Genomic DNA, 14,189 nt, shown 5'->3' on the forward strand with positions numbered 1-14,189 from the left:
CAGCCTCATTTCAGGGTCCCTCCCAGTATCGTTCTGGTGGCTGATGGCGTGAAGATCATGTGGGTTGGGGGTGAACCTTACGAATATAATGCGGAAAAATTCCTGATCACCTCTCTTGACCTGCCAGCCAGTTCGGAAGTATTACAGGCTTCGGCATCCCGGCCCTGCGTCGGCGTAGCCTATAAACTTGACCAGCGCGTGCTGATGGAATTAATTGCACAGGGAAGCCTGCCGCCGGTCAAAAAACGAGATGCGGGAACGGGTGTCGGTATAGGAACTATTACTGATGTTTTGCTGGAGCCTTTCTGCCGTCTGCTTTCTTTGCTTGACGAGCCTGAAGCCATTCCTGTTCTCGGGCCGCTGATTCAGAGAGAGATACATTACAGACTTTTGATGAGTGATCAGTCTGATCATCTCAGGCAGATTGCAGCAGTAGACGGCCATGGTTACCGTATTGGTAAAGCTATCGACTGGTTAAAGACCAATATTGCTTCACCTTTACGTGTTGAGGAGCTGGCAAACCGCGTGCAAATGAGCACCCCCTCTTTTCACCAACACTTCAGGCAGCTTGCGGGAATGAGTCCGCTCCGGTATCAGAAATGGCTGCGCCTCAATGAAGCCAGGCGACTGATGCTGAATGAACATTACGATGTCACCACAGCAGCCTATGCTGTCGGTTACGAAAGCCTGTCCCATTTCAGCCGGGAATATACGCGGATGTTCGGGGAATCACCCAAGAAGGATATAACCGTGCTGAGAAAGTCAGCTGGTAAGCTTTAGTATTATCGTAATGTATTTTACCTTATCCTGTTATTGTACCGGTTGCGCAAAACTTGCAGGAAAGCCATAAAGGCGGGAGAATCCTGTCGGCGGTGAGGATAAAAGATGTGGTAGCCCTCAAACCAGGGGCACCACTCGGTCAGTACCACAATCAACCTGCCGTTTCTGATATATTCATCCGCAACATATTCTGGAAGGCAGGCTACGCCCAGGCCATCAAGAGCTGCATCAAGCTGATGTACCGTGCTGTTCGCAATATATTGCCCCTTCACCTTCAGGTTGAACTTCTGGTCTTCCTTCTCGAATTCCCAGGCATACAAACCACTCGTGTCGGAATACCGGACATTGATGCAATTGTGGTTCAAAAGATCCTGCGGTTTTTTAGGCTTCCCATAGCGTTGAAAATAATCCGGTGCTGCAACAATCAATTGCCGCCAGTCCTGGCTGATTTTAACGGCAATCATATCATTATTCAGCGCATCTCCGGGGCGGATCCCCGCGTCAAAACGCTGATCAACGATGTCGGTAAATCCATAATCAATTCCGATTTCAATCTGAATGTCAGGGTAGCGGCTCAGGAAGTCAGGCAACACCGGGCGGATCAGGTACTGGATAACGTCATCTGAACCCGTAAGGCGAATGATGCCAGTGGGCTTTTCACGAAGCTCACTCAGCCGACTAATTGCGTCATCAACCTGCTCCATCAAGGGGCCAATTTCGTTGATGAGCCTTTCACCCGCTTCTGTGGTGGAGATACTGCGGGTGGTTCTGGCCAGCAACCTGATCCCAAGCCTTTCTTCCAGGGATTTTACTGTATGGCTGACAGCTGAGGGCGTCACACCGATCTCTGCTGCCGCTTTAGTAAAGCTCTTGAGTCTGGCCACGCTTAAAAAAACTTTCAATTCATCCACACTCGCCTCCTCCAGGGGAGAAGCCAGCGTACCAGCCAATGGTTAATTATCAAATATTATTCACAAGTAAGTGAAATAAATGCTGATTAATTAATTTTATATCAAATGTTACCTTCACATCATCAATAGTGAGCGTGTCATTACTCTGATAACGCGTTTGTGGCTCTGATCCTGAGGTAACTGTTATGCAAGATTTCATCTATCAAAACCCGGTAAAAATTCTGTTTGGGCATGACCAAATCCCTGCACTTGCGCAGGAAGTCCCGCAGGATAAAAAGGTCATGATCGTCTATGGCGGGGGCAGCGTAATAAAACACGGCATTCTGCAACGCGTAAAAGGATCCCTTAAAAACACCCTTGTTTTTGAATTTGGTGGGGTGGAACCCAATCCACATTACGAAACCCTGATGAAAGCGGTCGAGATTGTCAAAGCGGAAAAAATTGATTTTCTCCTGGCCGTTGGCGGTGGTTCAGTCATCGATGGTACAAAATTCATCGCCGCGGCCGCTCTTTATGAAAATGATCCATGGGAAATTATCACCAGCTATGGCAGCGTAGTGAAACAGGCTTTGCCTTTTGGATGCGTACTGACGCTTGCAGCGACGGGGTCCGAGATGAATAACACGGCTGTGATTAATCGTGCCACCACGCAGGATAAACTCTTTTTTGCATCTCCGTGCGTTATGCCGCAGTTTTCCGTGCTTGAACCGGAAATTACCTACACGCTGCCTGAGCGGCAAACCGCAAACGGGGTTGTGGATGCCTTTGTCCATATACTTGAACAATATATCACTTACCCGGTAAACGCGAAGGTGCAGGACCGCCTGGCGGAAGGATTGCTCAATACGCTGAAAGAAGAAGGCCCGACAGCCCTTAAAAATCCTCAAGACTACGACGCCAGAGCGAACATCATGTGGGCGGCAACAATGGCCCTGAATGGGATGTTAAGTGCCGGTGTACCGACAGACTGGGCTTCTCACTTGATTGGTCAGGAAATTACAGCCTTGTATGGCATTGACCACGCCCGCACTCTGGCGATCGTGATGCCTGCCCTGTGGCGCTACTGCAAAAATGAAAAATCTGAGAAGCTGGCTCAGTACGGTGCTCGGGTCTGGAATATTCCCGAATCTGATACCGAAAAAATGGCCGATGAAGCTATCAATGCAACGGTCGATTTTTTTGAACAACTGGGGGTTAAAACCAGACTCTCTGACTATGATTTAGGGGATGAAGCCATTGCAGAAGTTATTCGTAAGTTAAAAGAACATGGTCACATTGCCTTGGGTGAGCATGGAAAAATTACGGCCAGAGAGGCTGAGGCCTTATTGAAGATGGCGCTTTAATAAGTATAGCCTGCGATTTTCGCAGGCTAAATATAACATGAACGATATTCTGCTATGCAGCAAAATAAAACATCCCTCCCTTATATGGCGTTAATGGCTTTCGCCATGACCGGTTTTGTCTGCATCATGACGGAAACAATTCCGGCTGGATTATTACCGGAAATAAGTAGTGCAATGAGCATATCCCTTTCCTGTGCGGGTCAGTGGGTCGCTGCCTCTGCACTGGGGTCATTATTTGCAGCTATTCCATTAACGGTCGCGACCCGTACATGGAACCGTAAATCAGTCCTACAGATGACGGTCGCTGGATTTCTGATATTTAATACCATTACCGCAGTATCATCGAATGTCTAATGACTCTTTTGGCTCGTCTGGGAGCTGGTGCGGCGGCGGGACTGGCATGGAGCCTGCTGGCTATTCACGCAGGATTGTGTTGCCGCATCTTCAGGGCCGGGCTATGGCCATTGCTATGGCGGGGACGCCACTGGCGCTGTCGCTGGGCGTCCCTCTTGGAAAAGAGTCAGATGCCCGACTCATTGCCGTATTAGCGAAAGACTGTACCTTCATTGTCACCGCACCACAGACTTGATCTACCAATACAATCCTCAGAGGATCAGGCAAGTAATTTGAAGTATTTGTGTATTTTATGTTACCTCAAGCCTGTAAATTGTTATCTGCTCACTTAACAGATGAATTTATCTGAAAGTACGCTGGCGTTTTCCTGGCCTCCAGGAAAATTTAACTTGCCGGGATTAACCATTATTAGCATACATTCGGCTTCCTTTCAGAAGCGGAAAGCAAACCCGGTCAAAAATATGAGCAGGAGTGTAATGATGGATGAAGAAAAAAATCTGACTCGTCGCGAATTTGTTGTTCGTTCTGGGGTTGTCATAGGAGCCGGTGTGTTGCTGAGCAGTCCAATTGGTTCACTTGCCGCTGATGTAAATGGTTCCAGAGTGAGAACTCGCGGTTATGCAGCGTTTGACACTTCCGGAAAACTCTCGCCCTGGTCCTTTGAACGCAGAGCAGTTGGTGACAACGATATTTTGATTGAGACTAAATATGCAAGTATTTGCCACTCTGATATCCATCAGATGAAAGGACACTGGGGGGTCCAAAAATATCCTCAGGTTCCAGGACATGAAATCGTAGGCATTGTGGCGGCGGTTGGAAAGAATGTCACCCGGTTCAAGATCGGTGATCGAGCAGGCGTTGGATGTATGGTCAACAGCACTCTTCCAGACTCAGAGCTGATGCAGCTTGAGAACACGGAGCAATACAGTCCAGCTACTGTCTTCACTTATGGTTTCCCTGAAAACGATTCTCCCACGGGAATTTCACAGGGAGGGTATTCCACAAACATCGTGGTGCGCGATCATTTTGCTGTCCATATTCCTGAAAACATTACCTTCCAGGAAGCTGCACCCTTGCTTTGTGCAGGCATTACCACTTATTCACCGCTCATGAAGGCTGGTATCGTCAAGGGAATGAAAGTTGGAGTGGCCGGAATTGGTGGTCTGGGCCATATGGCCATAAAGCTTGCCGTGTCTAAAGGAGCGGAGGTATATGCATTCACAACTACGCCATCGAAAGTTGACGATATTCTTTCCTTCGGGGCCAAAGAAGTAATTGTGGTCGATAGTTCTGACAAATTGAAGGCTTATCAGGGAAGTCTGGACTATATGATTTCCACGATCCCTTATCAGTTCGACGTCGCAGCCTACGCATCAGTTGTGAAGCCATACGGAACTTTCACCCAGGTCGGCATGCCAGAAGGTTTTCAGATTACACTCAATGCGCTTGGTCTTGCAGCATCAAGAGTTAATTTCAATGCGTCAATGATTGGCGGCATGAAAGAAACTCAGGAAGTGGTAAATTACTGTTCTGAAAATAAAATATTACCTACCATCCAGATAATCAAGGAAGAGCAGATTAATGAAGCATGGGATAACGTGTTTAATAAGAAAGCCCGATATCGCTATGTTATAGATGCGTCGACGATGTGATATCAGGAATATGTAACACTTTCCAGATTCATAAGTCCACTGACGTTGTGATGTTCATATTAATCCTCTCTTTTTAATTTTAACCCTCTTTTTGGGGCCGGTGGCCCCGTTTTTTTTCAATGCCCGTTTTAAAGGTACTGACGATGACAAAAAAGCATTCAAAAATAGAACAAACATATTTGAATGATACTTCAGATAATTCTAACTGGAATGGTGTATTCGCTATTTCACTCTGCGTGTTTGCTCTGATCGCTTCAGAGTTCATGCCTGTCAGTCTGTTAACTCCACTTGCCCATGATTTAGGGATAACGGAAGGTACAGCTGGTCAGGGAATGACAATCTCAGGTGTTTTTGCAGTATTTACAAGTCTTAGCATACGCAGACTAGCCGGAACACTGAACAGAAAGTTTCTTTTACTGGCGTTGACAGCTCTGATGGGATTATCTGCCGTGTTAGTCGCACTCGCCCCCAATTATCTTATCTATATGCTGGGGAGAGCCATGATTGGTGTTGTCATTGGAGGATTCTGGTCAATGTCAGTCGCTACAGCAGTAAGACTGGTGCACATTAGTAAGGTACCGCGTGCCCTGGCCGTGTTCAATGGAGGAAACGCTCTGGCAACCGTAGTGGCAGCCCCACTTGGAAGTTATCTTACGGCTGCCATAAGCTGGCGCGGAGCTTTTCTGTGTTTAGTACCTGTCGCAATAATTACGTTTGTATGGCAATGGATAAGCCTTCCTTCTATGGAGCCCGGCAAATCTGGTAAAACCGGGTCATCTGTTACCTCTCTTTTACGAAACAAGAATGTCGCGGTTGGTATGTGTGCTGCCGGTATCTTTTTCATGGGGCAGTTTACTCTGTTTACCTACATCCGACCGTTTCTGGAGAATGTCACGAAAGTTAATTCTGATGAAGTAACGCTAATATTGTTACTGATTGGGGTAGCTGGACTTGCCGGAACGACAGTGATTGGGTTTGTGATCAAAAATCGCCTTTATCAGACACTGGTTGGGATACCAATTGTCATGGCTTCAGTCGCTGTAATCCTGATCCCTATGGGTAACAATATTCCTACCGTCTGTGTTTTGTTGGGACTTTGGGGCGTGTTATCAACAGCTGCACCGGTAGGATGGTGGAGCTGGGTTGCCAGTGCCACTGCGTCAGATACAGAATCAGGGGGCGGTCTTATGGTAGCAACAGTTCAGTTCTCAATCGCACTGGGGTCTACAGTGGGCGGGATTTTGTTTGATCAGTTTGGTTTTCAAAGTACATTTGCGTTAAGTGCAGGAATACTTATTTTCTCAGCGATGTTGACTCTGTGGACCTCAAAGCTAAGAACAGTACCTGTATGAATCGTCGCTTAGCCTCCTTAAAGGGGGCTTTTCAAGCTATCTGGCACCATACCCCGTTGCCAATATTAAGTAGTTCATGAAGTGATCTTGAATTGAGTTAAGATTTACATTATAAATACCAAGTAAAACAATGATATATGACATTCGTTTCTTATGAACTGAGTTTTCGCACAACATAAGTTAAATCAAGGATGTCATTGCTGACTCCCGATAAGGTGTTAAAATACCGCCGTATTTCTCCCCCGGCACCTCATCACATATCCCCACTGAACTAATGAAGATCAAACGACGTATTTCATTTATTCATGAGTACGACTCATAACGCCTATCCAGCTTACGATGATTATTATTTGCCGACGGGTCGCTATTATTGAACGCAGTATTCTTTTTGAAGCAGGCGTTTATGAACCGTTCCCCCTCGGTTAAGACAACCGGACTACTTTTTATTATGATCCTCAGCGCCCTGATGGCGTTTACGTCCTTGTCTACCGATATCTATCTTCCCGCTATGCCCATTATGGCGAAGGAATTGCAAGGTGATGCTGAATTAACTATCACCGGTTTTTTGATTGGCTTTTGTCTGGCGCAGCTCATATGGGGGCCGGTTAGCGATCGCTTCGGTCGTCGCCCTCCCCTGATAATCGGTATGGTGTTATTTATTATCGGTTCGGCAGGATGCGCACTTTCAACTGACATCACGCATATCGTTTTCTGGCGCGTATTTCAGGCACTGGGGGCCTGCACCGGCCCGATGCTGGCGCGCGCCATGATTCGTGATCTGTTTAGCCGTACTCGTGCCGCCCAGATGCTTTCAACATTAACCATCGTTATGGCGATTGCCCCTATTGTTGGCCCGCTGCTTGGCGGGCAGATGATTAAATTCACCTCCTGGCATGCTATTTTCTGGTTGTTAACGGCCATTGGCGTGTTCATGCTGCTGTCACTCTACTGGCTTCCTGAGACGTTGCCGCTTGAACGTCGCGTATCGGCCTCAATTAATGGTGCATTCAGGACATATTATCGCTTGCTCAGTAATGTGAACTTTATGAAGTTCACCCTAAGTCTGACTTTTTATTATGTGGCCGTTTATGCATTTATTGCAGGCTCTCCGTTTGTCTATATCACCTATTTCCATGTTGATCCGCAGCATTACGGTTGGTTGTTTGCCGTCAACATTGTCGGCGTAATGGGGCTAAGTGCGGCGAACCGTCGTCTGGTGCATCGTTACCCACTGGAAACGCTGTTAAAAGGCGCCGTGCTGATTGCTGCTACAGCATCCCTGGTGCTGGCGGTTGCAACAAAACTAAATATCGGTGGCATAGCTCTGATTGCCCTCGCAATTTTCATCCTGTTTTCAATGAATGGCATTATTGCCGCCACGGCAACGGCTGCCGCGCTGGACGCGGCACCGAATGCTGCGGGGTCGGCTTCAGCACTGATCGGTTCACTCCAGTACGGCAGTGGCATCATTTCATCATTGCTGTTAGCGATGTTCAGCGACGGAACCCCCTGGACTATGGGCTGGGTTATCACCCTTTTCACTCTGGCCAGCGCAGCTATGGCGCTGACCACGCGAGTGAGTAAGGTGGGTCATTAAATATTTTTGCCAAAGAAGATATCAAGTTGCCCCATAGCGGCATCGACATAACGCGGTACCCAGTAGGTCTCGATATGCGTGGCTCCGTCAATCAGGAACAGTTTTTTATTCTGCGTGCCGGTGGCCTTCTGGAATGCGCTTTCGGTCATATACAGCGAGTCGGCTTTAGTGCCCGCCATCATCAGAAGCGGCTGATTAATAAGATCCATATTGCTTTGTGCATCAAAACGTATCAGCTCAAGCAGGCTACTGGTGGTATAGCGGAAAGTTGAGTTCGGATGGGCGTGGGTTTTCTTGTAATACTCGTAGCCCTGACGGTACAAATCATAGGGAAGTTTAGCAATCTGTTCGTCAGTAAGGTTGGCATCCCCGGAGTAGCTGACTTCACCCGTCGCCACTTCGCGTGAGCGCGCATCGCTCGCCTGCTGCAGACGTTCCTGGATGGTGGACAACTGTGAATCCTGATAACCATTACGGCGAACTAAACCGGAGTCAAACATGCTTAATGTTGCCAGAGCCTTAAAACGTTTATCAGTCTGTGCGGCTTTTAATGAATAACCACCGCCACCGCAAATACCTAACAGGCCAATGCGAGCGCTATCAACACCGGGATACTGGCTGAGGTAATCAGCCATACCGTGGATATCCTCAATACGATTAGCTGGTTTATCCACGTTGCGCGGCATTCCACCGCTGGCACCCTGGTAAGCAGCATCGGCGGTAATCATGATGTAGCCCTGCTCAGCAAGGCGCTGCGCATACAGCCCGGCAACCTGCTCTTTTACGCCGCCATTCGGATGTGCCACAACGATGGCCGGATATTTTTTAGCGGGATCGTAGTTAGCCGGGGTATAGACATTCGCGGCAATCTGGATGCCATGCAGATCGTATTTCACCGGATGAATGTTGATCTTACCTTTGACATTCTCAGTGATGGCACCGTCATAAACCAGTGTGAAGGGATTTTTTTTGTAATCAGCCGCATTAGCTGAGGTCGCTCCGGCCATTGCCGTGAGCAGCATTGCACTTAAAAAATTGAATTTCATTTTATCTCCCGGTGAGTGTCAGCCTGGTGATGCAGGCTTGCAGCATTCGATTTACAGACTCAGGTTAGGGAGTGATGGCTGTCAGTATCGTGACGGAGAAATAACATTTTCGTCAGGAAGCGAACGGTGATAACGAGGCCTTCCTGACAATGCTGTCAGATAACTGTCAGCGTTATGTTGGCTCCCGGAGAGCAAAATAGTTTTGATTACAGATTTTCAAAAGTAGAGGAAGCCCTGTTATGCGCCTGTTGTTAGTTGAAGATGAAGAAAAAACGTCAACCTATCTCAGCCGTGCGTTGAGTGAATCCGGGTTTACGGTCGATGTTTCTGCTGATGGTGCTGAGGGGCTTCATTACGCGCTGGAGTTCGACTACGACACAATAATTCTTGATGTGATGCTGCCCGGGATGGATGGCTACCGGGTACTTGAAGGTGTGCGGGCCGTCAAACAGACACCGGTACTGATGCTCTCAGCACGGGGATCGGTCGACGAGCGGGTTAAGGGGCTTCGTCTTGGCGCGGATGATTATCTGCCCAAGCCCTTTTCGCTTATTGAACTGGTGGCGCGTATTCAGGCACTGGTGCGTCGCCGCGCTACGGATGGCGCAGACATCACTCAGTTGCAGATTCACGATCTGCATCTCGACCTGCTGGCTCGCCGGGTATTTCGCGCCGGAACGCGACTGGAACTCACTGCGAAAGAGTTTTCTCTGCTGAGCCTTCTGGCCCGGCATCAGGGAGAGATACTGTCAAAGATGATGATTGCCGAGCAGATATGGGACATGAATTTTGACAGCGACGCCAATGTGGTCGAAGTGGCCATTAAACGCCTGCGAGCCAAAGTGGATGCGCCGTTCGACGTCAAACTATTACAGACCGTTCGTGGCATGGGTTATGTCCTCGAAGTCCGGCCCGAATAAATGAAGGGGATAAGCATGCCTAAGCGTTCCATCTCCGTTCACCTGGCGCTGATGTTTGCCTTATCCGCGCTGCTGATTGTGTCTGTTATCGGTATCCTGCTCAGAAGCTCTTTGCATGACTCTTTGCAAAAGCAAATGCACAACGAATTGTTGTTCCGCGAATCATTAATGAGCCCGTGGATCACCGCCCGAACGTCGGCTGACGGCTGGTCACTGCTTGCCAATAAATTCACCGTATTAACCAATTCCGAAGGTGAACGCGTTCGCTACTGGATCGTGAGCGATAACCCACGCTTTAGCATGGGAGGGACACCACCAGTGGGTGTTCAGTGGTCTTCTTTGCAGGAGGGCTTTAATAAAGTGCCCGGCGCATCGGAAGGTGCATGCTCGCTGTTCCTGCTAGTGAAAACTATCCCCGCCAACGGTGAAAGGCCTGAGTTGCGCTATATTGTTGCCATCGACTCCACACCGTACATGGGCACACTGAATGCCTTTACCAGGACGCTGCTCATCATAGCCGCACTGGGCGTCGTGATTGTCGCCTTGCTGGGATACATCGTATCAAGGATCGGTCTTCGTCCCGTAGGAGCACTCAGTAAAGAGGCCCAGCATCTTGCACCGGGAGACCATGGTCAGCGCCTGAACACTCGCGATTTGCCCGAAGAACTGCAGCAACTGGCGTCATCATTTAATGGCGTGTTAGAACGTCAGGAAATTGCCTGGCGTCAGCTTGACAGCTTTAACGCCGATGTTGCGCATGAGCTCCGTACCCCGCTGACAAACCTTATTGGTCAGACGCAACTGGGTCTCTCGCGCCGACGTTCGCATGATGAACTGGAAGAGTTATTGGGTTCCAATCTGGAAGAACTGGAACGCATGACGTCTATCGTTAACGACATGCTGTTCCTGTCCCATGCCCACGCGGGTGAACATGCTTCCCTGCTTACCCTGGTGTCCCTGAGAGAAGAAACCCTGAAAACAGCGGAGTATGTGGAACCCTCTTTTGCTGAAAAACAGCTTTCACTGGATGTAGAGGGCGACATCACCGTATACATCGACCGACGACTGTTCCACCGCTCGCTGGCTAATTTACTGGAAAACAGCGCAAGACACTCGCCGTCCAATAGCACGGTTACGGTGCGATTAAGCGAAAAAGGTCATCAGGCCTGTGTTGAAGTGTCAAACCCGGGCGATCCAATAGCACCAGAGCACTTACACCGACTTTTCGAGCGGTTCTATCGCGTTGACACCTCCCGGGCGAAAAGTGATACCCACCATGGACTTGGCCTGTCGATCGTCCGTGCCGTCGCCATTATGCACCGGGGGGATGTCTTTGCGCGTAGCGAGAACGGTATCAATACCTTTGGGCTGACGTTTGCTAAACAGCCTGACCCTACCCGCACAAAGGAACCCATGTCAGAGCAGCGCCTTCCCTCTAAGCCTGCTGACAAAATTGTAAGAGAGCCGTCAGTCTGATGTCAGGCTACCTGCGCCAGAATCACCGCTAAGACTCACAACGGCTGATTAAAGGAAGGAAACAGTGAGAATAAGAAAAATTTTTAGCGGGTTTCTGGCGATGATGGTCATGGGGCTTCTGGGACATCCCGCGTTCGCCGCAGAGAACTCATCCACACCGTCCCGCACGCTGATTATCTGGTTTTCCCAACCCGAGGAAATGAAGCCCGATGCTGTTGACGGTTTTTCCGGGGCCAGCGTATTGCAGAAATATACGCCGGAGACCGGCAGCACGCAGTTTGTTGCGCAGCTAATTCAGAAGCAGACGCTGGGCGACCTGTTTCGCCTTGAAACGGCCACTCCCTACCCTCGCCAGCATGATGCCCTGTTACGCGTTGCCGAAAAGGAGCAGCAAACTAACGCCAGGCCCTCACTGAAAACGCCACTCCCCGACCTCAGCAATTACGACACCATCTATGTTGGATATCCCATCTGGTGGTATACCATGCCAATGGTGATATATAGCCTCTTTGAGCAAAACGACTTTGCCGGTAAAACGATTATTCCCTTTACCACCCATGGCGGTAGTCGGTTAGCCGACTCCCTGCGACAAATAGCCCGCATGCAGCCGCAGGCCAGGTTAGTCACTCGCGCACTCTCGATCTCGCGCAATGATGTTTCAGGCCCTGACGTACCTGTGCAGGTTGAGCAATGGGTGAAACAAGTTCAGCCGCAGCGTTAACCCATCAACATGAAGAAGATTTATATTTTCCAGGTCATGCAGGATACGCTGATGATGTTACTTCTGCTGGTACTGATGGGGTTTCACCTTCATGGTGAAATCGTGCATGAATGGGTAGGGATTATTTTTACGCTGCTCATTATGTTGCATCTATACCTTAACCGGCATCGATTATGGTCACTGTCTCCGAATATTCCGTTAACGATGCAGAGAGTGAACAGAGTTATTAATGCAGTGACGTTCGTTGTCATCCTGACCGCTATTGTCTCTGGCATGATGCTGTCCCGGCATATTCTTCTGGCGCTGCCGTTTCACAACCCGGCGAATTGGGTCAGAAAAGTACACATGACGTCGGTTCATTGGGGGATGCTCATTCTGGCGCTGCATATCGGCTTGCACTGGAAAATGCTGGCCACGTTTTTCTGCCGGATCCTGAACATCTCCGGCAACTCACACGTTGCAAATGTCATTATGCCGGGCGTTTTTTCACTCATCGCACTACTGGGATTGTACGGACTCCTGAGTCAGGACTATCTCGATTATTTGCTGATGAAGGTCGATTTCTCCTTTTTCGATTACGATGAATCTGCCCTTCTTTTTTATTTCCGCAACCTCGCCATTATTGTTTTATTTGCCTTAACGACACGCTTTTTGCTTTGGTTTTTTATATTCAGAAAATGCAAAGCGATGTCACTTAATAGAGGTTAACTGACAGAATTGTCAGGCTGGCGTCAGTCTGACGACATGTCACCCTGATTAGAATCATTGCAGACCTTCCCCATCATCGTAGATAAGGATGCTTTGCATGATTAGACGTTTACGCTACCTCGGGCTTTTAATGCCCCTCTTCACATTTTCATCCTGGGCCGTAGAGCAAAATCCCGCCGTCCATATCGCCCCCGCAGGAAGTCAGGACGCGGTGTATGGGACGGCCGAGAACTTTACCGGACGCGTCCGGGTTGATCCTCTCTTCAGGCCAGATAACGACATCTCTGTTTCCGGGGCTTATGTCACCTTTGAGCCTGGCGCTCGTTCCGCCTGGCATACGCATCCGGCAGGTCAGCGGCTGATTGTGACCTCGGGTGTTGGGCTCACCCAACAAGAAGGCCAGCCGGTGCAGGTTATCCGCGCCGGTGACGTTGTCTCCTGTCCGGCGGGCGTCAAACACTGGCACGGGGCGGCCCCCGGCAGCGCGATGACGCATCTGGCGATAACCGGGATTGTGGATGGCAAAAGCGTTAACTGGATGGAGTTAGTGACAGATGAACAATACCACGCCCATTAAGGCATTAGCGGCAGCGGTACTGCTGACTTTTAGTTTTGGTCTCGCGGCACATGCTGCGCCGATCAATAAAGGAGCCTCAGAAATGAACCACGAACAAAAGGTTTCAGATACGCTGTCAGCACGCCAACAGGCCATCCCGCTGATTGCGGCATCGATGGCCAGCAGCCAGATGGATAAGCTGAATGCAGCACTGAATCAGGGGCTTGACGCAGGGCTCACGATAAACGAAGCCAAAGAGATTCTCATCCAGCTTTATGCCTATACGGGCTTCCCCCGTAGCCTGAATGCGCTTAGTGAACTGATGAAGGTCGTCGAAGCACGTAAACAACGTGGTATCAAAGACGTTGAGGGTAAAGAACCGGTTGCCCCGATCCCTGTCGGGGATGAGCTTCGCCGTGTCGGTACCGCAAATCAGACGAAAATCTCAGGCGCTCCCGTCCAGGGCCCGCTGTTTGATTTTGCTCCAGTGATTAACCAGTTCCTGCAAGCTCATCTTTTCGGCGACATTTTTGCCCGCGATAACCTCGACTGGCAAAGCCGCGAGCTGGCAACGGTTGGCGCATTAGCGGCCACGCCGGGCGTCGAATCACAACTGCTGTCGCATACGCGAGCCAGCATGCGGGTCGGCCTGACGGCAGCGCAGTTGCGCCAGTTGGCACAGGTTCTGCGTGAACATGGCCAAAATGATGCAGCAACGCGAGCTGAAAAGACGCTGCAGCAGGCGCTCGCAAACCATTAAGAAGGGAAGCTTT

The 14,189-nt window shown here is 49.5% G+C and carries 12 protein-coding genes and 2 pseudogenes; 12 read left to right on the forward strand and 2 right to left on the reverse strand.

The window, feature by feature from the left end; translation table 11 throughout:
* Positions 1-15: 15 nt before the first annotated feature.
* Positions 16-780, forward strand: a pseudogene (locus VSR74_RS02340) (AraC family transcriptional regulator); the annotation flags it as partial.
* 17 nt (positions 781-797) lie between these two features.
* Here VSR74_RS02340 and VSR74_RS02345 read toward each other — a convergent pair.
* Positions 798-1,691, reverse strand: coding sequence for a LysR family transcriptional regulator (locus tag VSR74_RS02345; RefSeq protein ID WP_347793206.1), 894 nt, complete (start codon positions 1,689-1,691; stop codon positions 798-800).
* A 185-nt stretch (positions 1,692-1,876) separates the two neighbouring features.
* Between VSR74_RS02345 and VSR74_RS02350 the strand changes: the two genes are divergently transcribed.
* From VSR74_RS02350 to VSR74_RS02370, 5 genes and pseudogenes are all read left to right on the forward strand, one after another.
* Positions 1,877-3,034: an iron-containing alcohol dehydrogenase gene (locus tag VSR74_RS02350; RefSeq protein ID WP_347793207.1), complete on the forward strand. Its 1,158-nt coding sequence runs from the start codon at positions 1,877-1,879 to the stop codon at positions 3,032-3,034.
* 54 nt (positions 3,035-3,088) lie between these two features.
* Positions 3,089-3,548: pseudogene (locus tag VSR74_RS02355) on the forward strand (MFS transporter); the annotation flags it as partial.
* A gap of 316 nt (positions 3,549-3,864) precedes the next feature.
* A complete protein-coding gene (locus VSR74_RS02360) occupies positions 3,865-5,040 on the forward strand; it encodes an NAD(P)-dependent alcohol dehydrogenase (protein ID WP_347793208.1) in 1,176 nt (391 codons plus the stop codon).
* Between the two features lie 143 nt (positions 5,041-5,183).
* Positions 5,184-6,392 carry an MFS transporter gene (locus VSR74_RS02365; protein ID WP_347793209.1) on the forward strand — a complete coding sequence of 403 codons (1,209 nt, stop codon included), beginning with the start codon at positions 5,184-5,186 and terminating at the stop codon, positions 6,390-6,392.
* A 403-nt stretch (positions 6,393-6,795) separates the two neighbouring features.
* Positions 6,796-7,989, forward strand: a complete 1,194-nt coding sequence (locus tag VSR74_RS02370; protein WP_347793210.1) for a multidrug effflux MFS transporter — start codon at positions 6,796-6,798, stop codon at positions 7,987-7,989.
* On the opposite strand, the gene VSR74_RS02375 is transcribed toward VSR74_RS02370, so the two are convergent.
* Positions 7,986-9,035 carry an alpha/beta hydrolase gene (locus tag VSR74_RS02375; RefSeq protein WP_347793211.1) on the reverse strand — a complete coding sequence of 350 codons (1,050 nt, stop codon included), beginning with the start codon at positions 9,033-9,035 and terminating at the stop codon, positions 7,986-7,988. The genes VSR74_RS02370 and VSR74_RS02375 overlap by 4 nt on opposite strands.
* A 239-nt stretch (positions 9,036-9,274) precedes the next feature.
* Between VSR74_RS02375 and VSR74_RS02380 the strand changes: the two genes are divergently transcribed.
* The 6 genes from VSR74_RS02380 (at position 9,275) to VSR74_RS02405 (ending at position 14,176) form a co-directional block, all read left to right on the forward strand.
* Entirely contained in the window at positions 9,275-9,955 is a 681-nt protein-coding gene (locus VSR74_RS02380; RefSeq protein ID WP_347793212.1) for a heavy metal response regulator transcription factor, read from the forward strand.
* A gap of 15 nt (positions 9,956-9,970) precedes the next feature.
* Positions 9,971-11,431 carry a heavy metal sensor histidine kinase gene (locus VSR74_RS02385; protein ID WP_347793213.1) on the forward strand — a complete coding sequence of 487 codons (1,461 nt, stop codon included), beginning with the start codon at positions 9,971-9,973 and terminating at the stop codon, positions 11,429-11,431.
* Positions 11,432-11,531: 100 nt separating this feature from the next.
* On the forward strand, positions 11,532-12,152 hold the full coding sequence (locus VSR74_RS02390) for a flavodoxin (protein WP_411914234.1): 621 nt from the start codon (positions 11,532-11,534) through the stop codon (positions 12,150-12,152).
* A 51-nt stretch (positions 12,153-12,203) separates the two neighbouring features.
* Entirely contained in the window at positions 12,204-12,860 is a 657-nt protein-coding gene (locus tag VSR74_RS02395; RefSeq protein ID WP_347793214.1) for a DUF4405 domain-containing protein, read from the forward strand.
* Between the two features lie 97 nt (positions 12,861-12,957).
* Positions 12,958-13,437 carry a (R)-mandelonitrile lyase gene (locus tag VSR74_RS02400; protein WP_347793216.1) on the forward strand — a complete coding sequence of 160 codons (480 nt, stop codon included), beginning with the start codon at positions 12,958-12,960 and terminating at the stop codon, positions 13,435-13,437.
* Complete coding sequence (locus VSR74_RS02405; protein WP_347793217.1) at positions 13,415-14,176, forward strand: carboxymuconolactone decarboxylase family protein; 762 nt, start codon at positions 13,415-13,417, stop codon at positions 14,174-14,176. The genes VSR74_RS02400 and VSR74_RS02405 overlap by 23 nt, the downstream gene beginning before the upstream one ends.
* The last annotated feature ends 13 nt before the right edge of the window (positions 14,177-14,189 follow it).

It is taken from the genome of Pseudocitrobacter cyperus (assembly GCF_039889165.1).
In the GTDB taxonomy this organism is placed as follows: Bacteria; Pseudomonadota; Gammaproteobacteria; order Enterobacterales; family Enterobacteriaceae; genus Pseudocitrobacter; species Pseudocitrobacter cyperus.

What these genes read in the sequence shown, in the direction of transcription:
- VSR74_RS02350 (WP_347793207.1), top strand. Translation starts at nt 1,877, where the DNA reads ATGCAAGATTTCATCTATCAAAACCCGGTAAAAATTCTGTTTGGGCAT.
- VSR74_RS02360 (WP_347793208.1), top strand. Translation starts at nt 3,865, where the DNA reads ATGATGGATGAAGAAAAAAATCTGACTCGTCGCGAATTTGTTGTTCGT.
- VSR74_RS02365 (WP_347793209.1), top strand. Translation starts at nt 5,184, where the DNA reads ATGACAAAAAAGCATTCAAAAATAGAACAAACATATTTGAATGATACT.
- VSR74_RS02370 (WP_347793210.1), top strand. Translation starts at nt 6,796, where the DNA reads ATGAACCGTTCCCCCTCGGTTAAGACAACCGGACTACTTTTTATTATG.
- VSR74_RS02375 (WP_347793211.1), bottom strand. Translation starts at nt 9,035, where the DNA reads ATGAAATTCAATTTTTTAAGTGCAATGCTGCTCACGGCAATGGCCGGA.
- VSR74_RS02380 (WP_347793212.1), top strand. Translation starts at nt 9,275, where the DNA reads ATGCGCCTGTTGTTAGTTGAAGATGAAGAAAAAACGTCAACCTATCTC.
- VSR74_RS02385 (WP_347793213.1), top strand. Translation starts at nt 9,971, where the DNA reads ATGCCTAAGCGTTCCATCTCCGTTCACCTGGCGCTGATGTTTGCCTTA.
- VSR74_RS02390 (WP_411914234.1), top strand. Translation starts at nt 11,532, where the DNA reads ATGATGGTCATGGGGCTTCTGGGACATCCCGCGTTCGCCGCAGAGAAC.
- VSR74_RS02395 (WP_347793214.1), top strand. Translation starts at nt 12,204, where the DNA reads ATGATGTTACTTCTGCTGGTACTGATGGGGTTTCACCTTCATGGTGAA.
- VSR74_RS02400 (WP_347793216.1), top strand. Translation starts at nt 12,958, where the DNA reads ATGATTAGACGTTTACGCTACCTCGGGCTTTTAATGCCCCTCTTCACA.
- VSR74_RS02405 (WP_347793217.1), top strand. Translation starts at nt 13,415, where the DNA reads ATGAACAATACCACGCCCATTAAGGCATTAGCGGCAGCGGTACTGCTG.